Below are 20,815 nucleotides of genomic sequence, written 5' to 3'. Positions count from 1 at the left end.
GCGCAACGGGATGCGAAAAAGGATAAGAACATGAAAGTTTTAGCGGCAAGCGTAGCAGCCACCGCAGTGATCGGCACCACGGCCTTGGCCGAACCGACCCCCGCCGATTGGGACAGCATCCTGTCCGCCGCCGAAGGTCAGACCGTCTATTGGAACGCATGGGGCGGTTCGACCGTCACGAACGATTTCATCGCATGGGCCGGTGATCAGGTGGCCGAACGCTATGGCGTCACGGTCGAGCACGTCAAACTGTCCGACACCGCCGATGCCGTCAGCCGCGTTTTGGCCGAAAAGACCGCCGGTCAAGACGATCAGGGCGCGATCGACCTTATCTGGATCAACGGCGCGAACTTTGCCTCGATGAAGGAGAACGGGTTGCTGTTCGGTCCGTGGGCGTCGGATCTGCCGAACTGGGCTTTTGTGAACCCCGTTGAAAACCCCGCCGTTGTGGGTGATTTCACCGTCCCGACCGATGGCTTGGAATCCCCGTGGGCCATGGCACAGGTGGTCTATTATTATGACACCGCCCGCCTGCCGTCCCCGCCGACAACGCCCGCGGCTTTTGCCGAATTTGCCGCCGCCAATCCGGGCCGGTTCACCTTTCCCCAGCCGCCGGATTTCCTTGGGACCACCTATCTGAAACAGACGCTCTATGATCTGTTGGACGATCCCAGCGTGTTGCAAAAACCCGTGGCGGATGTCGATTACCCCGCCGTGTCACAGGTCCTGTGGGACTATCTGGACGATCTGACGCCGAACCTGTGGCGTTCGGGCCGGGCCTATCCGCAAAACGGGCCGCGTCAGATCCAGCTGATGGCCGATGGCGAGATCGACGTCGCGATTTCCTTCAACCCCAATATCGCCTCGAACGCGGTTGAGAACGGCGAACTGCCCGACACGGTGCGCACCTTTGTCACCGACAATGGCACCATCGGCAACGCCAGCTTTGTCGCCATCCCCTATAACGCGACCGCCAAAGAGGGTGCGATGGTTCTGGCGAATTTCCTGCTGTCGCCCGAGGCACAGGCGCGCGCACAGAACCCCGCCGTTCTGGGCTATGGCACGGTGCTGTCGATGGACGCCCTGTCGGACGAGGATCGCGCCCTGTTTGACGCGATTGATCTGGGTGTTGCGACCCTGACGCCCGCCGAACTGGGCACCACCTTGGCCGAGCCGCACCCCAGCTGGGCCACCGCGCTGGCCGAGGATTGGGTCAAACGGTACGGCGTGACCCAATAAATGCTGCGCCTGTTTCCGGCGATCACGGTGATCGTGCTGTTGCTGCCCGTTCTGGCGGGTCTCATCGGCACGGTCGCGCCGGGATTTGGCTATTTTCCGGCGGTCGGGGGCACCTCCCTGAGCGTTCAGCCGTTTCGCGACCTGTTTGACTGGGCGGGGTTCATGCCCGCCCTTAGCCTTAGCCTGCGCACGGGTCTGGTGGCGACGGCGGCGTCCTTGATCATCACCATGGTTCTGCTGGCCGGATGGCATGGCACGCGCGCGTTTCGCTGGGTCGAACGGGTGCTGTCCCCCTTGCTCTCTGCGCCCCATGCGGCGGCGGCGTTCGGGATTGCCTTCCTGATCGCGCCCTCGGGCTGGATCGTGCGGGCCCTGTCCCCTTGGGCCACGGGGTGGGAGCGTCCACCGGATCTGTTGATCGTACAGGACCCCGGCGGCTGGGCCATGATCGCGGGGCTGGTGGCCAAAGAGGTGCCGTTCCTGATGCTGATGTCGCTGGCCGCCCTGCCCCAGACCGCGCCCGAGCACAGCCTGCGCATCACCGCCGCCCTTGGCTATGGGCGCGTTGCGGGCTGGTTCAAGGCGATCTTTCCCCGCCTTTATGCGCGCATCCGCCTGCCGGTTTACGCGGTTCTGGCCTATTCCCTGTCGGTCGTGGATGTGGCGATCATTCTGGGGCCGAACACACCGCCCCCGTTGGCCGTGCAGGTCGTGAAATGGATGGGCGATCCGGACCTGAGCATGCGTCTTGTGGCCTCGGCGGGGGCGGTGGTGCAACTGGCCCTTGTGATCGGTGTTCTGTGCCTCTGGCGGTTGATGGAACTGTTCGTGACCTATGCCGGTCTGCGCGCGATCGATGGCGGGCACCGGATGCGCCGCGACGGGGCCGTCCGCGCGGCGGGCCTTGGCCTTGGGGCGATTTCGGCGGGGATGGTGATCCTTGGCCTTGCCGGTCTGGCGGTCTGGTCCGTGGCGGGATTCTGGTCCTTTCCGAACGCCCTGCCCGACGCAGTCTCAAGCCGCAGCTGGATGCGGTTCGGTCCAAACCTGATTGCCCCCCTAGGCCAGACATTCGTCATCGCGGGCGCGGCCACGGGCATTGCCCTCTTCCTGACGATCGCATGTCTAGAGGCCGAGCATCGCCACGCCCTCACCCCCGCCAGCCGCAGCCTGTGGATTCTCTACCTGCCCCTGTTGGTGCCGCAGGTGGCGTTCTTGCCGGGATTGCAGGCGGTTACCCTGCTTCTTGGTGGGGGGACGCATCTGGGGATGGTGGTTCTGGGCCATCTGGTGTTTGTGCTGCCCTATGTGTTCCTGTCACTGGCGGGACCGTGGCGGCAATGGGATGCACGGTTTGATACGGTCGGCGCGGCCTTGGGCGTCACGCCGAACGCGCGGTTCTGGCGTATACGGATGCCGATGATGGTTGCGCCGGTTCTGACCGCGCTGGCGGTTGGATTGGCCGTGTCGGTGGGGCAATACCTGCCCACCCTGCTGATCGGGGGCGGACGTGTGCAGACTATCACGACCGAGGCGGTCGCGCTGGCCTCGGGCGGGGATCGTCGGGTGATTGGTGTGACCGGTTTGGTGCAAACCGGCGCGGCGATGCTGGGTTTTGCCGCCGCGCTGCTTTTGCCACGGATGCTGTGGCGCAATCGACGGGGGATGAGGGCATGACCATGCGCGGGCTAGAGTTACAAAACCTGCAAATCACGATCAACGGCGCGCCCTTGGTGACCGTCAACACCACCGTCGCCCCCGGTCAGGTCGTCACGATCATGGGGCCCAGCGGGGTTGGAAAATCCACCATTTTGGCGGCGATCACTGGATCCTTGGCGCCCGCGTTCCGGTTCTCGGGTCAGGTGATCCTGAACGGCACCGATGTGACTCGCCTGCCCCCGCCCGCGCGCCGGATCGGCATCCTGTTCCAAGAGGAACTGTTGTTCCCGCATTTGTCGGTCGGCGCGAACCTTGCCTTCGGGCTGCAGCGTGGGGCCAAGGACAGACGCGCAGTGATCGACGCGGCCCTGAACGACATCGGCCTGCCCGGTGTGGCCGACCGCGATCCCGCGACCCTGTCGGGCGGGCAAAAGGCGCGCGTGGCATTGATGCGGATGTTGCTGTCCGACCCGCAAGCGCTGTTACTAGATGAGGCGTTTTCCAAGCTGGACACCGACCTGCGCGCCCAGATGCGCGATTTGGTCTTTACCCATGCCCGCGCGCGGGATTTGCCGGTGCTTATGGTGACACATGATCATGAAGACGCCGCCGCCGCCGGTGGGCCTGTGATCACGCTCTAGTCCGGAAAATCCGACCGTTTCGGCAAGCCCGACAATTGGTTTGACCGCACACTGCGCAGCAGCTCGACCAGCATCGCGGTGTATAGCCCCATGTTCAACAGCCCATTCGCCGCCGTCATCCCGCCCAGGATGCGCCAACCCGGGTCCAGCAACACATCCCCGAACCCCAGCGTGGTAAAGGCGACGATGGCGAAATAGACCGCGCCCTCAAGCGTGTTGAACAGATCCAGCCACAGGAACGTAAACGCCCACAGCCACACCGTCGCCGTAAACACCCCAAGGATCATCAGCACCGCCAGCACAAGAACCAGCGTCAGCTTGGGCCGGTGCGGTTCACGCAACAGCCACGGCGTCATCCGCGCAACCATCCCCTCGGCCAGCCAGAACCCAATCGCAGCCATCACGATCGAGGCAAGGATCACAGCCGTTCCGATGATTAATTCCACATGCATATCAGGACCTTATCACGGATAGCTCGCGTAAAGACGCTGTTGGCTTTGCAATAGGGTCAGCTGCAACCCCAACCGGCTATACTCGCTGCGCAATGCGCCCACACGCGGGTCATCGGGGGCCAATGTGCCAAGGTCACGCAGGACCTCAGACCGACGATGTTCAAGTTCCGATATCTCGCGCCCAAGGTCGTAATAGCGCATGCCGTGGCGGTGGGCTTGGGTCAAGTCCGCCTGTGCCTGCGCGGGACAAACCGCGCGCATCGACACGCCCGACCGGCCAAGGGAATAGGCATTATCGACCGTACAATAGAGCGGCAGGCCCGCCTCACGCCCCGCCCGCCATGCGGCCACATCGGGGGCGACACCGTACTCGGCACAGGCCTCGGCGTGCTGATCGACATAGTTCAGATCGCGCCCTGCGGCCCCGTCGGCCTGACCAATCGCCTGCCAGTTTCCGGCGCGGCATTCATCCTCGCTTAGGGTCGCGCAGGATGACAGGACCATCGCCGCAAGCAGTGCCAATAAAATTCCGAAACGCATCGCAGACCCCTGAAATAAAAACAAAATCGGGCCCCGCCATAGGGCCCGATCCGGTGTTGATCGTCAATGCCAAAGGCAGGTCATTTTTTGCGCATCGCGTCCAGCAACGCCGCGCCAAGTGCCCCGTTGCCCCCGCCAGCATTCCCGCCAGTCCCACGCGGTGCGCCACCGCCACGGGGACCACCGCCGCGCGGGCCACCCTTGCCACGACCCGCGCCGTTTCCACGCGGGCCCGCATCACGGGCGTTACGCTCCTCTTTGGCCGAGGCCCCGCCGTCCTTGCGCATTGTCAGACCGATGCGTTTGCGCGGGATGTCGACCTCGGTCACACGGACACGCACCACATCGCCGGTTTTGACGACCTCGTGCGGGTCTTTGACGAACCGGTCGGCAAGCTGGCTGACATGGACCAGACCGTCCTGATGCACGCCGATATCCACAAACGCGCCAAAGGCCGCGACGTTGGTCACCGTGCCCTCAAGCGTCATGCCGGGTTTCAGGTCCGAAATCTCTTCAACCCCGTCGGCAAAGGTCGCGGTTTTGAACGTCGGGCGCGGGTCACGACCGGGCTTTTCCAACTCGGCCAGAATATCGCGCACGGTCGGCAGACCAAAGGTGTCATCGACGAACTGCTCGGCCTTAACCGAGCGCAGCGCCGCCGTATCCCCCATCAATGCACGAATGTCGCGCCCACAGGCCGACACGATCCGGCGCGCGACGCCATAGGCCTCGGGGTGGACGGATGAGGCATCCAGCGGTTCCTCGCCGTCGCGGATGCGCAGGAACCCCGCGCATTGCTCAAACGCCTTGGGACCCAGACGCGCCACACCCAGCAAATCCTTGCGCGAGCGGAACGCCCCCGCCTGATCGCGGTGCGCCACAATCGCATCGGCCAAGGTCGGCCCAAGGCCAGACACATGCGACAACAACGCCGCCGACGCCGTGTTCAGGTCCACCCCGACCGCGTTCACCGCATCCTCAACCACCGCTGCCAAGGCGCGGCCCAGACGGTGCTGATCGACGTCGTGCTGATATTGGCCGACGCCAATGGCCTTGGGTTCGATTTTCACCAATTCGGCCAGCGGGTCCTGCAACCGGCGTGCAATCGACACGGCCCCACGCAGAGACACGTCCAGATCGGGGAATTCCTTGGCCGCAAGTTCGGACGCCGAATAGACCGACGCACCCGCCTCGTTCACGACGACCTTGGTCGGGGCCTTGTGGCCCTTGGGGATCATGGCGATGACATCACCGACCAAACGCTCGGTCTCGCGGCTTGCCGTGCCATTGCCAATGGCGATCAGCTCGGGCCCATGACGCGCGATCAGACGCATCAGGGTGTCCTGTGCGCCGCGTGTATCGTTCTTGGGTTGGAACGGATAAATCGTGTCTGTGTCCAGAACCTTACCCGTGGCATCCACCACCGCGACCTTGACGCCCGTGCGGATACCGGGGTCCAGACCGATGGTCGGGCGCGATCCGGCAGGCGCGGCCAGCAACAGGTCCTTGAGGTTCCGTGCAAACACCTGAATCGCCTCTTCCTGCGCACGGGCACGCATGTCGCCCATCAGGTCCAGCATCATGCTCAGGCTCAGTTTCACCCGCCACGTCCAGCCCGCCATCTTGCGCAGCCACTGATCGCCCGCGCCACTGCCCCGCACGTTCAGGCGCGCCGCAACCATCTCTTCGGCGCGCGCGGCGCCGGTTTCGGGGTCCGGCGCGATATCGACGGTGATCACGCCCTCATTGGATGCCCGCAGCATGGCCAGCGCACGGTGCGACGGCACGCCTTTCCACAGCTCACGATGGTCGAAATAGTCCGAGAATTTCGCGCCCTTGGCCTCTTGGCCCTCGACGAGTTTGGCCACCACATAGGCGTTGTCCTGCATGAAGGCGCGCAAATCGCCCAACAACCCCGCGTCCTCGGACAGGCGTTCGGACAGGATATCGCGTGCGCCGTTCAGGGCGTCCTTGGTGCTTGGCACAGCTTCGGTGATGTAACCGGCGGCCAAGGCTTCGGGATCGGCGTTGCGGTCGGCCAGAATGGCCTCAAGCAGCGGCTCCAACCCGTTTTCCCGCGCGATCATCGCCTTGGTGCGGCGCTTGGGTTTATAGGGCAGATAGATGTCTTCCAGCGCGGATTTCGTATCCGCCTGCGCAATCGACTTGGCCAGATCATCGGTCAGTTTGCCCTGATCGGTGATCGATTGCAGGATCGTCGCGCGCCGCGCCTCCAACTCGCGCAGGTAGGACAAACGATCCGACAGCGTGCGCAGTTGTGTGTCGTCAAGGCCGCCTGTGACCTCTTTACGATAGCGCGCCACAAAGGGCACCGTCGCGCCCTCATCCAACAGGGCAACCGCCGCGTTCACCTGCTGGGGACGGGCCCCGATTTCCGTCGCGATGGTCTGGGAAATGCGATCCATTTGGCCTCCGTTCGAAATGGACTCCTGTTGTATCTGGCGCCATCGCCAAGGCCAAGAGCCGATCGACAGCCCCCACGCCGAACCACGTCAAAACGCGGCGGGGGCGCGGCGCGGGCCACAGGCGCGACGTTGACCCGCCGCCACCAACGCATGGAACGTTAGGCCACAGGTTCCAATGCGCGCTCGGCCCGCGCGGCCCAATCGGCGCGCTCTTCGGCCAACGCCTTGGCCGTCGGGTTGCGCCATTTCGACGGGGCCGAGACAAAGCCCAGCGCGCCAAGCTCTGCGCCCAGCGCCCTGATGTCCAGTTCGGTAAACAGCTCGCTCGTCTGCCCTACACCCGTGCCTTCAAACCGGTAGGCCGTGCCGTTCAACGCATCGATCACCGCCGGTCGCTTGCCGGTAAAGCTCTCGAATTGCCACAGAAAGTCCTCGAAAATCCGACCGGGGCGGCGTTTGACAATCGCGATCTGATCCTCGCCGCCCATGAAAAACGCCGCAAGGTGCAGGGCCGAGCTGTCGCTGGAAATGATATGCGTCGCGGCCTTGTATTTGGCGATCTGCACCTCAAGCGGTTCGGCCTGCGGATGAAAGATCGTATAGCCCTCATCCATCAGCAACTGCTCGATCCGCGCTTCGGCCAAATAGCGGCCGCGTTTGGAAAACAGCTTGGAGCGCGAGATATAGACCTTCTGCGCACCCGCCGCCGGAATGTCTTTGGCGAAATGGCCGTGGACATAGTCGCGATATTCGGGACAGGCCCACATCATATCGTTCGTGCCAAACCCCTGTGGCGCGATGATCAGACGCTCAACCGACACGGGCTCAACCGGCGCTTGGACATTGGCGAGCACCGGATCGAAATGCGCCAGCCATCCCCGTAGGGGCCGCGCATAGCGTTTGGGCCATGTCAGTTTCTTTTTCGGCAGAAAGACCGAGCCGTCCACGGGCATATCCACGTGGTTCAGGGCCCAGAACCGCCCTGTGCTCTCGGCCAGAAAATGCCCGAAATGCTGATACAACAACCCGCCATAGAGATGCGTGCCCTTAAGATGCTCAACCGGCTCAGGTGCCTTGCCCTTGGGTTTGGCAATCGTGGCCAAATCCGAGGTCCGGTAACAGGTGCTGTCGTCTACAAACACACCATCGGCGGTATAGACCCCTCCGGGACGACGGACGCCACTGCGCTTGCCCGCGCCAAAGGGAACAACGATCGCATTCTCTAAAACCTGAATGCGCGGCGCCAAGGGCACCTGCGGGTCAAAAGCCATAAAACACCTGTTCGCTCAACGCGTCTAACGTCCTCTAGTGTTCATGGCGCGTCAAGTCGCAGAATTCCCTCTGATCACGCCTTGCTAACGCTTGTGTCATAGGGTCATCCCCCCGTATATTCACACAAAAGCAATCACCAACAGGCAGATTTCCATGACCCTTACCCGCCGTCCCGTCGCCTCTTTGTGGATCGGGGAAAAGCTGAACTATCTGAACCAGCTGTGCCTCAAGTCCCATATCCTGCACGGGCATCCCACGACGCTCTATTGCACGGACAATGTGACCAACGCCCCCGAAGGTGTGGAAATCCGTCCCGCGTCGGAAATCATGGATATCGACATGGAACTGGTGAACGACACCTCGGCCAGCTTTCTGTCCAATGTGTTCCGTTACAAAATGATCCAGAAGACCGGCGCGCTGTGGATTGATTGCGATGCCTTCTGCCACAAACCGTTTCCCGACGAATGGGACTATGTGTTTGCCGGTCACGGCATGCGCGGCGCGCTGAACTGTGGCGTTGTGGGCCTACCCCAGTCCTGCGACCTGATGGATATGCTGCTGGATTACTACGACAACCTGCCGGACTATCCCGAATGGTGGAACAAGAACCAGCGCAAGAAGATGGACCGCATCGCCGGCAAGTTCAGCCACGGCGCCGCGATTTATAAGACCGAGCGCACAGCGTTCGGCCCGCAGGCCTTTACCCATTACGTCAACAAGGCCGGATTGATGGACAAGGCGATGACGCCTGATGTCCTCTACCCCGTGCCGTTCCAGTTGAACGACATTTTCTACGGTCCCTACTGTAACGTAGAGGGCCATTTCACCGACGCCACCGTCTCGGTCCATCTCTATACCAACGGGACCAAACCGTGGTGGCGCAAGAACCCGCCCCTTGCCGGTAGCTATGCCGCCCGTATGTGCGAGCAGACCGGCATCGACCCGACGCTTGCACTGGATTGATCCCTGACCAAGGTATGAACCTGCAAAAACACGTCAGCCCGCACGGCACCGTCATGGCGGTGTCGATGATGAAGGACGAAGCACCCTATCTGCTGGAATGGTTTGCGCACCATCTGGCAGTGGGGTTTACCGATATTCTGGTCTACACCAACGACTGTTCCGACGGGACGGATGATATGCTCATCCGGCTGGAAGAGCTTGGCCTTGGCTATCACCGCAGGAATGACATCCCCGAGGGGATCAAGCCGCAACCTTCGGCCCTGAAATACGCCCAAGCCGAACCCAAGGTCCAAGAGGCCGATTGGGTTCTGGTGTTTGACGCCGATGAATTCCTGTCGATCAACCACCCCTCGGGCACCATGGACGGGATGTTGGACGATGCGGTGGCCCAAGGGGCAAACGGCATCGTCATCACATGGCGGATTTTCGGATCGGGCCATGTGGTCGACTGGTCCCGCGATCCGGTGACCGAACAATACCTCTATGCCGCGCCCGCGCATTGGAACCTTGGCTGGGGTGTGAAAACCCTGTTCAAGTTCGATCCCGACTACTGGAAGCTGGGCATCCACCGTCCCAAGATCAAAAACCGCCATCTGAAAACCGGTTTCCCTGATGAGGTCAAATGGCTAAACGGGTCGGGAGTTCAGATGGAGGACTATTTCAAGTTCCGCGGCTGGCGTTCGATCCGGCGCACCATCGGCTATAACTGGGCGCAGATGAACCACTATGCGGTCAAGGGCATCGACGCCTATGCCGTGCGTAAATTCCGCGGCAACGTGAACAACAAGAAAGACAAGTACAACGCCGATTACTGGTCCCTGCAGGACCGGAACGAGGTCAAGGATACCGCGATCCTGCGCCACTCCGAAAAGCGGGCCGAGATCATGGCGGAACTCCTTAAGGATCCGGTGCTGAACCGGTTGCATTTTGCGGCGCTGGACCGGCTTGAGGCGCGCTTGGACGAGTTCAAACAGACCGAGGCCTATGAGACCCTGAAATCCAGCCTGATCGAAGCGTCCAAGGTCCCGATCACCGATGTGACCGCCAAACCCCCGAAACCCCGCGATCCGGCCAAGATCGCCGCATTGATGAGCGAGGTCGAACAGCAGGTCGCCGACAAACCCAAGACCGAGCGGCGCAATCCCGTTGTGGCGGGCTGGGACGATGATTTCCTGCCCGCGCCGGTGCACCCGCAGGCGCGCGATCATATCGAGATCGTCGTTAATCACGGTGTCAAAATGCCGGTGGACGCGGCCGTGTTCGGACCCAATGCGCTAGAGCGCGTCGCGGCGGGCAAATACGCGCGCCGTCACATGCGCTATATCGCGACGCTGGTCGATAATCCCGATCGCTTGCTGATCATCGGGGGCGAGCTTGGGATCGTCGGGATGCACGCCCTTCAGATGTTGCCGCAAGTCACCGTCATGGTGAATTTCCAACGCAGCGACCTGTTGCGGTTTGCGCGTGACATCGTGGCCCTGAATGACCTTGAGGACAGCGCGCGATTGAAACTGACCGACGGGCCGCTGTGCTTTGCCACTGATGGCGACGATCAGGCATCAGGCTTTGCGGCGATGATGGCGGATTACAAACCGACCGTCCTGCGCGTCTGTGACCCGACCATTTCCCCCACGGTTCTGGCGAACACCCCCCTTGGGCGGTTGCGGCGTGTTATTCTGCCCGAAGAATTGTATAAAACACCGGAAAAGGCGGCGGAATACGCCGATGCGCTTGCCCCCAAGGGGTTTGTGCGAAACGAGAATTGGGAAGATCGCGGCATGATCGTGTTTGACATCAAACCCGCCATGACCATGGCCCCGTCGGCAACTGCGGGGGCGGCAGATGCTTGAGCACGGGCGCAAGATTTTCATCGTCTCGTTCCAGAAAACCGGCACGACCTCGCTGGATCATGCGCTGCAATCGCTGGGTCTGCGGGTGGCCGAGGTCTATACCAGCCTGAACAAGATCCTCGACCCGACCGCGCCCAATGCGCGCGAGGTGATCCTGAACCACATCATTGAGCGGATGGAAGAGGTCGACGCCATTCAGGACAGCCCCCTGCCGTTCTTTTATGAGGATCTCGACCGCGCCTTCCCCGATGCGAAGTTCATCGTGGTGCATCGTGACGCCGACAGTTGGCTGAAAAGCTTTGTGAACTTCTTTCACAACAAGAGCACACCCCTGCGCCACTGGATGTACGGGGTTGACCAGATGGAGGGCCATGAGGCCCGCATCAAGGACATCTACATCGAACAGAACCGCAAGATCCGCGCCTATTTCGCGGATCGTCCGGGCAAGCTGCTGGAGATGGACCTGACACGCGGCGATGGCTGGTATGAGTTGATCACCTTTCTGGGTCCCGATTTCGTGCCGCCCTTTCCGCGCAAGAACGTCGGCAAGACCGAGGTCAAAGGCGCCAAACAGGCCCCGAAACCGGAACCTAAACCCGCACCAAAGGCCCCCGTGGTCCAAACCGGCACCCCGACGCCCCTTTTTGATGGTGACGGCATCCGCGCGCATCTGATCGACAGTGGCTCGGACCAACTGGTCGTCTCATTCCCCGATCTGGTCCATCCGATGGGGCGTGGTCATGCGGGTTGGGGCCACGGGTTTCTGTCCAAACGCGGTCTCTCGGCCGTCCATATCGAAAACGACAGCCCCGATTGGTACCAGACCCCCGACTTTTTCGCCGCGATGGAGGCGATCCGCGCCGCAACAACCGGTCGGGCCAAGATCACCTATGGATCGTCCATGGGCGGTTATGGCGCGCTCTTGGGCGCAGGCGCGGTCGGGGCCGAGCGCGCCTTGGCCCTGTGCCCCCAGTATTCGATTGATCCTGCGGCGGTGCCGTTTGAAAACCGCTATGCCCCGCATGCCGCGCGCCTTGGGGCGTTCCGCTATCGGCTGGACGATCATGTGTCGGCGGATGTGGAGTATACCCTTGCCTATGATCCGGTCCATGCCGAGGACCGCAAGCACGCCCGCCTAATCAAGGGCGCCCTGCCCGCGCATGCCCTGCCGGTCTATTGCGCAAGACATCATATCCTAAGCTGGATGCTCTATAACGGGGTCAAGGACACGCTGGCCAAGTTTCTGGCGGGCACGGCCACGCGGCGCGATCTGCGCGCGGCGGTGCGCAAGGGGCGCAACGCCTCGGACGGCTACCGCGAGCGGATGGAGCGGCGCGCTGTGCGCTTGGGGCATAAAAAATTGGCCAAACGGGTCTTTGCCCCCGTCCCTGCACCCGCGCCCATCAGCACACGGCGCGATCTGCGCGTGATCCTGCATGTGGGCCTGCCCAAGACCGGCACATCCTCCATTCAGGCGCATCTTTACGCCAACGCGGACGCCTACCGTGCGGCCGGCATCCATTACCCGACCGACCAGATTTCGATGCAGGACCTGAACCATACGTGGATGTCTCAGGACCTGCGCGCGGGTGGACAAACGGATGCGCTGATCCACGCGCTGAACGCAACGCCCGCGGTCTGTAACACCGTGATCCTCTCGGATGAGAGCCTGTTCGTCGAACTGCCCGGCCTGTCACAACCGGCGCGCGACGCCGCACGGGCGGCCCTGGCCCCCCATTCCGTCGATCTGGTCCTGTTTGACCGTGATCTGGACGCGTGGAAGCGCAGCTTTTACATCCAGTCGATCCAGAACCGCCGGAACAAGCGCCTTTTGCCCCATGAAACCGCGCTGAACCTGTGGCAAACGCCCCTGACCTATGACGCGTTTTTCGACACGGACTATTGCCGGACCCTGACCGATTTCGACGGGATGGAGACGCAATTGGCCGACTGCTTCGGGGCCGCAAACACCACGCGTATTCACTTTGACAAGGACAAGGACAGCATCGACACCTTTTGTGACGCCGTCGGCATTCCGCGTCTTGGAGGTGCGGTCGAGGTCCACAAGAACCCCTCGATCACCGATTGTGAGGCCGAAGTCCTGCGACAGGCGAATGCGCTTGGGAACCCGCATGCGTGGCTGATCAAGAACGTGATCGAACTGCCCCCGCATATTCCCGCCGATAAGGTGCGCAAAAATCGCGCGGCCAAGATCGCCGAGGCGGCGGCGGTCTTCCCCTGGGCCAAGTTGCAGTGCATCGAAAACGGCCCCCTGCGCCTGAACGCGGATGACTTTTCCGACACGGTCGAACGTCTGCGCAGCCGCGCGATGGCCTTCACCGCGCTGACCGGTGTCACATCGTGACGCGTAAGGGCGAAGACACGACGCGGCCCGTGATCCTGCGTGCGCGCAACGGGGATGTGATCCGCGCCGATGAAACCGGCCTAACCCTGCGCCTGTCCGATGAGGTGGTCGCGGATTTGCGCCGCCGCCTCGGCGCGACTGGTGCGCCCGCCTATATCGACGCGGCCTGTCTTGGGGATGTGGACGCGTGGGACCTGCGTGACATCGGGGATTGGATGCTGTTTCAGGCGCGCCTGCCCGGCACGGACGGGCCGCGCGGATACCGGCGCGCCCATGCGGGCGGTGCGGTGATTGCCGAAACCGGCGGTCCGGTCTGGGGTCTGTTTTCCATTGGCGGATCGCGGCGCGCGCTTGGTAATGGGGGCGCGGTGCGCTTTCCCTATCATGTGGTGACGGCGGATGATGACATCGGGGCCAGCGGCCATGCCGGTCTGTCCCCCGCCGCGCCCATAGCAACCGTCGATCACCTGCCCGAGGCGACCTTGGACAGCGCGATTGCCAATGCCTATGTCACCGCGCGCCACCGTGCGATGCGCGCTCTGCCCCTGATCTATACCCGTGGCGAGAGCGATGACGCCGCGCGCCTGTCTGACCTTGCCACCGGTCCCGCCTATGACAACCTGATGGCGGCGATTGGAAACCTCAGTGCCGTTGCCGACACCATGGGTAAACCCGCCCGCATTCTGGCCATCGGGATCGACTACCTGCGCGAGGATGTCCTGACACCGCTGGGCGCGTTTGAGTCGGCGATGCGGGATTTGGTTGCGCGGATCGACAATGCCCTCTGGACGCGCGGGTTTTCTGCGCCGGTCATCACCACGATGTTCGACGGATCGGTCCCCGACCGGATCGCGGCGCAATGGGCGCTGGCCCTGCGCCCGCCCAGCCCCTCGTACATCGTGACGGGGCCCAGTTACGCGTTTGACACCGACCGCCATCACCGCCTGACCCCCGCCGGTCTGGCCACCCGTGCCTGTGTCGAGGCGGCGGCGATTGACGCCATGCACGCGGGCGACGGGTGGCAATGCCCGATCCCCGTTCTGGCCGAAACGGACAAGCGGCGCACGCGCATCACCGTGCGATTTGCGGGCCTGTCACCGGTCTGTGTCGATGCGGACGACCCGTTCGGCGCGGGGGCGGATGCGGGGTTTGACCTGATGGGTGACACGGGCGGCGCGGCGATCACCGGCATTGCGCGCGACCCGAACGATCCTTGCGCCCTGATCATAACGCTGTCGGATGCCCTGCCGCGCGGGGACATCACACTGCGCTATGCCTATGGGCGGGCGGGCGCGGTGCGCGATGACTGGGCCAGCGACGCCTATGTGGGTGCGCGCCGATGGGCCCTGCCCGCCGAACTGGGGGTCTATGGATGAGCCTATTTATCGACATCGACCTGCCCAAGGGATGCCTGTTGACGGGTGATACCCCCACGCCAGTGGTTGAGGTCGGCGATCTGGGCGCGACCTATTTCACCGCGCGCGATCTGGGCGAGACGTGGAATGGCGCGCGCCCCGCGAAACCCAACAACGGCAACGCCCGCGCGGACACCATCGCGGGCCGTGCGGTGATGGTCACGACGGACGGGGTCAATTGCGGCTTTGCGGCCGAGGGGATCGCGGTCGGCACATCGGTATCCGTGGCGATCCTATTTCACCGGTTTCACGGCGCGCGGGCGGGCACCCTGTTCACCCTGAACCCGCAGGACGGGCGCGATTACCTGTTCCTATCCGGTGAAGTCGGCGAGGTGCGCCTCGCCACCCGCGACGGGGACAGTGACCTGACCCAGCCCCTAACTGCCGCGCCCTTTGACATGGTTCTGTGTCAGGCCGGTCAGACCGGCGTTCAGATGGCAGTGAATGGCGGTGCGCCGGTCAAGATGGCCCAGACGGGGGCGATCACCGGCGGCCTGTGCGATCTGTTCATCGCCTGCCGTTCGGATCGTGCGGGGATCAAGAAAACACTTGGCCATGCGGCGATTTCCGATCTGTGGCTCTGGCCCGAAACCGATATTTTCGCGCCGGAACAGGCGACGACGCGCGCCGCGCTCTGGCAGTTTCAGGAACAGGTGAACGCCCATGGGATTTGATCCGAGCAGCATTCAGGGCGACAACATCGCCGTCATCTGGATCGACGATATGATCGACGTGTTCACGTGGCGCAATGCGTTTGGCGTGACGATCCAGACCCCGAATATCGACCGGTTCATGGCGCGCGGTGTGCGCTTTGCCAATGCCTATGCGACCGTGCCCCTGTGCGCGCCGTGCCGCGCAGAGCTGGCCACGGGCCTCTCGCCCTATCGCACGGGTCTGGTCGATCTGAACCGGCTGTGGCGCGATGAACTGCCCCCGACCGCCGCGTGGCAATACGACCTGCGCCGCGCGGGATGGGAAACCTTTACCACCGGCAAGACCGATGGCAATTACAAACCCATGCCCGAGGAATACCGCCGCGTCCTGTTCCACCACGATGTGGAATGTTCCGACAAGGGTGGGCGCAAGGGCATCAAACCCTATCTGAACAAGGGTCCGGGGATCGAGGGCGTCAACCACCCCAACGATCAGGGTGAGCAGGACAATAAATTCTACGACTACTGGGTGGCGCAGAACGCGATTGACCACCTGAAAACCCTGTCGCCTGACCGCCGTCACCTGATCCAACTGGGTTTCAAACATCCGCATTACAATCTGGTCTGTCCCGACCGGTTCTATCAGATGTACGACCCCGATCAGATCACATGGCCCGAGATCGCGGCGGCCGAGGATTTCACCGGCCCGCAACCGGGCATGGCGGTCTATGAGCTTGCCTATATCGTCAACGGCCAGTGGACACCGGAAAAGGCGGGGGATGAGGCATGGCGACAGGTGGTACGCGGCTATTTCGCGGCCTGCTCGCATGTTGATCATGAGATCGGGCGGTTTCTGGACGCGCTGGAACAATCGCCCATCGGTCAGAACACGACGGTGATCCTGCTGTCGGACAACGGGTTTAATCTGGGCAACCACGACAGTTTCCATAAGATGAGCCAATGGGACAGCGCCGCCCATGTGCCGCTCGGCCTGTGGAACGCAAAGATGCAGGGCGGCGCGGAGATCGTCACGCCTGTGTCCCTGCACAATGTCCCCAAGACCATCATGGACCTCGCCGGTCTGCCCTATCGCGCGGATTGGGTGTCGGGGCAGAGCCTGTTGCCGCTGATCAACCCCGCGTTCGGCGATTATGACCAAAGCAAATCCCCGATCAGCAGCGTCTTTGGCACCCTGTCCGTGCGCCCCTCGGTCGAGGGTCTGAGCCAGTACCGCTATTTCCGCTATCCCAATGGCGAAGAGCATATTTACGACGTGGTGAACGATCCGGGCGAGACGACGAACCTTGTCGAAACCGGCCCGCTGGACGCGCTGCGCGAGGAATTGACGCGCGGGGCGCTGGACCTCGGGCTGGACCTGCGCGGGTTTGAAAACCCCGCCGATGGGGTCAATGCGATGATGGCCGTGGATGGCAGCGTCGTCATGGCGGGGGGCAAGCGCGATAACCACTATTGGGCTTACGGCGCGGCGGCGGAAAACATCCAAGAGGATGAGGACGGCGGCCACGACACCCTGTGGTATATGGCGGGGCCGGATGACTATGTCCTGCGGGTGCCGCCCAATATCGAAACCGTGCGCATCGCCACGGTCGTCGCCCGAAATGAGGCCGGTGCCGAAACCGGAGATCGCACCGCCAAGGTGCAACGCATCGTCGCCCACCCCAACAGCCCGATCACATTCGAGACCTCCGAACGGGTCAGCGTCCATGTCACGGGCAGCAACCGAGGCGACCGCATGATTGGCCCGAAATATTCCGGCGCAGAGTTCCACGGCGGCACCGGCGATGACGTCATGATCGCGAAATCCAAGCGCAAGAAAGACCAGAACCGGTTCTTTGGCGGCGCGGGGAATGACACGTTGCACGGCGGCGCGGGCAAGGACTATCTGGACGGCGGCACGGGGGATGACGTGATCCACGGCAATTCCGGCAACAACACGATTGTCGGCGGCTATGGCAATGACACGATCACCGACGGCCCCGGCACGTCCAAGATCGACACAGGGTTCGGGCGCAACACCATGGTGATCGAGGAAGGCGACGATATCCTGACCATCGGCACGGGCGAAAACACCATCACCGGCGGGCCGGGCAAGACACGCTATATCGTGGGATACGGCGGCAAGACGGTGATCACCGACTGGCACGCGGGCGTCACCATCGACCTGAGCGCCTGGCCGGATGAGCCCGAAGTCACCGTGTCGCCCGATGGGATCGACATCACCTTGGGGGCCAGTGTCATCGTTTTGAACGGCGTTCGCGACGTGGACGCGGTGCGCGCCACCTTGATCGGGCCGGACACGGAATGAGCACGGGCGCGCCCCATGACGATGACTTTGTTGCCGCGTCAATCGCGCTGCAACTGGGCGATATGGGCGCACATCCCTTGCGCATCGACGACACCACGCGCGCGGCGGCGGTGGCGGGCAGCAGTGGCTCGGCCCTGATCTGGGACGCGGCGGGCGAACGGCCGCACGCGGATAATGGCTGGACCCTGAATGCCGGAAAAATCGTTAATGAAAACAAGTTCGTAAATACGGACAAGGCCCTTGGCACCCTGAACGCATTGCGCGCGGCGGGGGCGGATTTTGACATGGTGATCGACATGCAGGATCGCCGGTTGAGGAACCTGATCCCGACAGGCGACCCCGCGCGCCATCCGGTCATCTGTTTCAACCGACGCGTCGGGGATACGTCCCGCATTTTGTGGCCCCTGCCCGGTTACCACGATCTGGACGCGGCGGGGTTTCTGGGCCCCCATCCCGCGCCCGATATCCCCTGGGCCGACCGACAGGCCAAAATCGCGTGGCGCGGTAATCTGAACGGGCGGCCCGACCCCTATGGCGATCCGCGCCGCGAGGGGCCGCGCCTAAAGCCGCTGATGCGCAAACATGCCCGTGGTCAAATCAACGACGCCCGCCTGAAACGCGCCATTCACAACTTCCCACGGATGCGGGTGGTCGCCCACACCTATAACGATCCTCGGTTCGATGTCGGGTTCACCGGCGCGGATTCGGTCGATTTGAACAATGTTCCCCATGCGCGCGACCTGATGCGCCCCACCATGCCACAGGCGGCGTTTTTCGATTATCGCTATATGCTGGTCCTGCGGGGGATGGATGTGGGGTCGTCGTTCTATTGGTCGTTGCGCTCGGGCGCGCTTGCTCTTGTGCAGGACTGCGCGTTTGAAACCTTTGGCTCGGGCCATTTCAAACCGTGGGAGCACTACGTCCCCTTTGCCGCCGATATGTCGGATTTTGATGAGCGGGTCGAGTGGTGCCTCAGCCACGACGCCGAGGCCCAAGAGATGGCGCAAAACGCGCGCGCCGTCTGTGAAATGCTGGCCCGCGCGGATTTGCGCGACCGGATCGCGCGGGGCGTGGTCGACGGGATCCGCGCCGCCCTTTAGTGCGGTGGGTTCGTGCTGTTCTGGAACTCTTGCACGCGCTCGGGCCAGGTTGACCGGATATAGGCCAGCACATCCCAGATCTCATCATCGCTTAGGACGTCACCGAAACCGGGCATGCCACTGGTGAACCCGGTGACACCCCGCGCGGCAAGCGCCGCCTGACCGCCCAGACGCGTATAGGAAAATAGCAGATCGTTATCGTGGTGCCACGTGTGCCCCGTCGCGTCGTGGGGCGGCGCGGGCAGGATTCCGTTTTCATCGGGGCTCTGCCAATCAGGCTGGCCCTCTAGATTGGCACCATGGCACACGGCGCAATTGTCCGCATAAAGCGCCTGACCATTGGCCAGATCACGCCCCTCCATCTCATGGCCCGCGTTTGCTGCTCCGGCCCAGAGACATAGAATAACCGCCAGATTCCGCATGATGGATTGCCCCCACTTCATGCATCAAACCTAGGACGCGGCCCCCGCCAAGGCAAGGGCCGCAGGCCATCACATATTCAGGATACGGCGCGCGTTTTCCTTGAGGATCAGGGGCTTGACCTCTTCCTTGATTCCGATGGTGTCAAAGTCCTTGAGCCACCGGTCCGGCGTGATCGCGGGCCAGTCCGACCCGAACAGCATCTTCTTCTTCAGGATCGAGTTCGCGTATTTCACGAAAATCTCGGGGAAGTATTTCGGCGACCAACCGGACATGTCGTAATAGACGTTCGGCTTGTGCTGGGCGACGGCAAGCCCCTCTTCGGTCCACGGGAAGGACGGGTGCGCCATGACAATCGGCGTGTCGGGGAAATCGACGGCGACATCATCCAGATACATCGGGTTGCTGTATTTCAGGCGCATGCCCATGCCGCCCCGCATGCCCGACCCGACACCGGTCTGACCCGTGTGGAACAGCATGATCGCGCCCTCCTCCGCGATGGCCTCATAGAGGGTATAGGCCGCCTCGCGGTCGTTGGGATAAAACCCCTGCATTGTCGGGTGGAACTTGAACCCTTTGACGCCAAATTCGCGCACCAAACGCCGTGCCTCACGCGCGCCCGCCTTGCCCTTGTGGGGATCGATAGAGGCAAACGGGATCAGGATGTCGCTGTTTTCCGCGCAGATCTCGGCGACCTCTTCGTTCTTATAGCGGCGGAAGCCGGTTTCGCGCTCGGCATCGACGGGGAAGATCACCGCGCCGATCTTGCGGTCACGAAAGTATTCGGCGGTTTGCTGAACGCTAGGCAGCATGCCGTCGGCCCCTGCCGGGTTTTTGAAATACTTGGCCATTGCGGCCTGAAAATCGTCATAGCCATCGTCACGCGGGCCACAGCAGGGCTCTTCGGCGTGGGTGTGGAAATCGATGGCGATCAGGTCATCTATGTTCATTGGCCTGTCCCTTTGGTTGGTGTGGTGTATTTCGTCAAAAGCTGGATCAGCTGGCCAACTTCGGCGGCGCTCAGCCCGTGGTGATGTTGGGTGTCATGCCCGAAAAAAGCGCCCTGATGTCGTAGGGTGAATGCGCTGCCCGCCTCGGTCAGGAACAGGCACACCGCGCGGCGATCCTCATCGGGAATGACGCGGCGGACGTGGCCCTGATCCTCAAACCGGCGGATCATCTTGGTCATCTGCGCGGCTTTGATCTCTAACCGTTCGGCCAGTTGCCCCTGACGCACGCCGGGGTTCTGATGGATCAGCCACAGCACGGAATATTCGCCGGGACGCAGGTCAACGCCCTGAAACGCGTCGAAAAAACGGTCATATGCGCGCAATTGGGCAAGGCGCAGATGCAACCCGATAGAGGTCTCTAGCCCCCTCAAGCGCACCGCATCTACCTGCGGCGCCTGCAAAACATCCGATGATTTCGCCACGCGCGATCCTCCACCCTCAAAATAGTGGTAGGCAATAACAGTTTCCTCGTAAAGTATTTTCT

The 20,815-nt window shown here is 62.6% G+C and carries 17 protein-coding genes; 10 read left to right on the top strand and 7 right to left on the bottom strand.

Annotated elements, in window-relative coordinates; all coding sequences use genetic code 11:
* The first annotated feature begins 30 nt into the window (after window positions 1-30).
* From R1W00_RS05955 to R1W00_RS05945, 3 genes are read left to right on the top strand one after another with little or no spacing between them, the layout of a single operon-like run.
* A complete protein-coding gene (locus R1W00_RS05955; protein WP_317261813.1) occupies window positions 31-1,239 on the top strand; it encodes an ABC transporter substrate-binding protein in 1,209 nt (402 codons plus the stop codon).
* Window positions 1,240-2,916 (top strand): ABC transporter permease, encoded by a 1,677-nt coding sequence (locus R1W00_RS05950; protein WP_317261812.1) that lies wholly within the window; start codon window positions 1,240-1,242, stop codon window positions 2,914-2,916.
* A complete protein-coding gene (locus R1W00_RS05945) occupies window positions 2,913-3,539 on the top strand; it encodes an ATP-binding cassette domain-containing protein (protein ID WP_317261811.1) in 627 nt (208 codons plus the stop codon). The genes R1W00_RS05950 and R1W00_RS05945 overlap by 4 nt, the downstream gene beginning before the upstream one ends.
* Here R1W00_RS05945 and R1W00_RS05940 read toward each other — a convergent pair.
* The 4 genes from R1W00_RS05940 to R1W00_RS05925 all read right to left on the bottom strand — a co-directional run bounded on the left by R1W00_RS05940 (window position 3,536) and on the right by R1W00_RS05925 (window position 8,228).
* The gene (locus R1W00_RS05940; protein ID WP_317261810.1) at window positions 3,536-3,991 is read right to left on the bottom strand and encodes a potassium channel family protein; all 456 of its coding nucleotides are present in this window, start codon (window positions 3,989-3,991) and stop codon (window positions 3,536-3,538) included. The two genes, R1W00_RS05945 and R1W00_RS05940, sit on opposite strands and share 4 nt — an antisense overlap.
* 12 nt (window positions 3,992-4,003) lie before the next feature.
* Window positions 4,004-4,531: a DUF2799 domain-containing protein gene (locus R1W00_RS05935; protein WP_317261809.1), complete on the bottom strand. Its 528-nt coding sequence runs from the start codon at window positions 4,529-4,531 to the stop codon at window positions 4,004-4,006.
* Window positions 4,532-4,611: 80 nt separating this feature from the next.
* The gene (locus R1W00_RS05930; RefSeq protein ID WP_317261808.1) at window positions 4,612-6,957 is read right to left on the bottom strand and encodes a Tex family protein; all 2,346 of its coding nucleotides are present in this window, start codon (window positions 6,955-6,957) and stop codon (window positions 4,612-4,614) included.
* A 158-nt stretch (window positions 6,958-7,115) separates the two neighbouring features.
* Window positions 7,116-8,228, bottom strand: a complete 1,113-nt coding sequence (locus R1W00_RS05925; protein WP_317261807.1) for a glycosyltransferase family 61 protein — start codon at window positions 8,226-8,228, stop codon at window positions 7,116-7,118.
* A gap of 154 nt (window positions 8,229-8,382) precedes the next feature.
* Between R1W00_RS05925 and R1W00_RS05920 the strand changes: the two genes are divergently transcribed.
* Genes R1W00_RS05920 through R1W00_RS05890 form a run of 7 tightly spaced genes read left to right on the top strand, consistent with a single transcriptional unit; the run spans window position 8,383 to window position 18,901 of the window.
* The gene (locus R1W00_RS05920) at window positions 8,383-9,192 is read left to right on the top strand and encodes a hypothetical protein (RefSeq protein ID WP_317261806.1); all 810 of its coding nucleotides are present in this window, start codon (window positions 8,383-8,385) and stop codon (window positions 9,190-9,192) included.
* Window positions 9,193-9,206: 14 nt separating this feature from the next.
* The gene (locus R1W00_RS05915; protein ID WP_317261805.1) at window positions 9,207-11,042 is read left to right on the top strand and encodes a glycosyltransferase family 2 protein; all 1,836 of its coding nucleotides are present in this window, start codon (window positions 9,207-9,209) and stop codon (window positions 11,040-11,042) included.
* Complete coding sequence (locus tag R1W00_RS05910; RefSeq protein WP_317261804.1) at window positions 11,035-13,407, top strand: sulfotransferase family protein; 2,373 nt, start codon at window positions 11,035-11,037, stop codon at window positions 13,405-13,407. The genes R1W00_RS05915 and R1W00_RS05910 overlap by 8 nt, the downstream gene beginning before the upstream one ends.
* Window positions 13,404-14,783 (top strand): hypothetical protein, encoded by a 1,380-nt coding sequence (locus R1W00_RS05905; protein WP_317261803.1) that lies wholly within the window; start codon window positions 13,404-13,406, stop codon window positions 14,781-14,783. The genes R1W00_RS05910 and R1W00_RS05905 overlap by 4 nt, the downstream gene beginning before the upstream one ends.
* On the top strand, window positions 14,780-15,496 hold the full coding sequence (locus R1W00_RS05900) for a hypothetical protein (RefSeq protein WP_317261802.1): 717 nt from the start codon (window positions 14,780-14,782) through the stop codon (window positions 15,494-15,496). Before R1W00_RS05905 ends, R1W00_RS05900 begins: the two co-directional genes overlap by 4 nt.
* Window positions 15,486-17,801, top strand: coding sequence for a sulfatase-like hydrolase/transferase (locus R1W00_RS05895; protein WP_317261801.1), 2,316 nt, complete (start codon window positions 15,486-15,488; stop codon window positions 17,799-17,801). Before R1W00_RS05900 ends, R1W00_RS05895 begins: the two co-directional genes overlap by 11 nt.
* Window positions 17,798-18,901, top strand: coding sequence for a glycosyl transferase family 90 (locus tag R1W00_RS05890; protein ID WP_317261800.1), 1,104 nt, complete (start codon window positions 17,798-17,800; stop codon window positions 18,899-18,901). Before R1W00_RS05895 ends, R1W00_RS05890 begins: the two co-directional genes overlap by 4 nt.
* On the opposite strand, the gene R1W00_RS05885 is transcribed toward R1W00_RS05890, so the two are convergent.
* The 3 genes from R1W00_RS05885 to R1W00_RS05875 form a co-directional block, all read right to left on the bottom strand.
* Window positions 18,898-19,323 carry a cytochrome c gene (locus R1W00_RS05885; protein ID WP_317261799.1) on the bottom strand — a complete coding sequence of 142 codons (426 nt, stop codon included), beginning with the start codon at window positions 19,321-19,323 and terminating at the stop codon, window positions 18,898-18,900. The two genes, R1W00_RS05890 and R1W00_RS05885, sit on opposite strands and share 4 nt — an antisense overlap.
* Window positions 19,324-19,392: 69 nt before the next feature.
* Window positions 19,393-20,271 carry an amidohydrolase family protein gene (locus R1W00_RS05880; protein ID WP_317261798.1) on the bottom strand — a complete coding sequence of 293 codons (879 nt, stop codon included), beginning with the start codon at window positions 20,269-20,271 and terminating at the stop codon, window positions 19,393-19,395.
* Window positions 20,268-20,753 (bottom strand): MarR family transcriptional regulator, encoded by a 486-nt coding sequence (locus R1W00_RS05875; protein ID WP_317261797.1) that lies wholly within the window; start codon window positions 20,751-20,753, stop codon window positions 20,268-20,270. The genes R1W00_RS05880 and R1W00_RS05875 overlap by 4 nt, the downstream gene beginning before the upstream one ends.
* Window positions 20,754-20,815 lie beyond the last annotated feature (62 nt).

This window comes from Rhodovulum sp. FJ3, from assembly GCF_032918305.1.
GTDB lineage: Bacteria > Pseudomonadota > Alphaproteobacteria > Rhodobacterales > Rhodobacteraceae > SAT37.
This window is presented reverse-complemented; position numbering and strand designations above follow the sequence as displayed.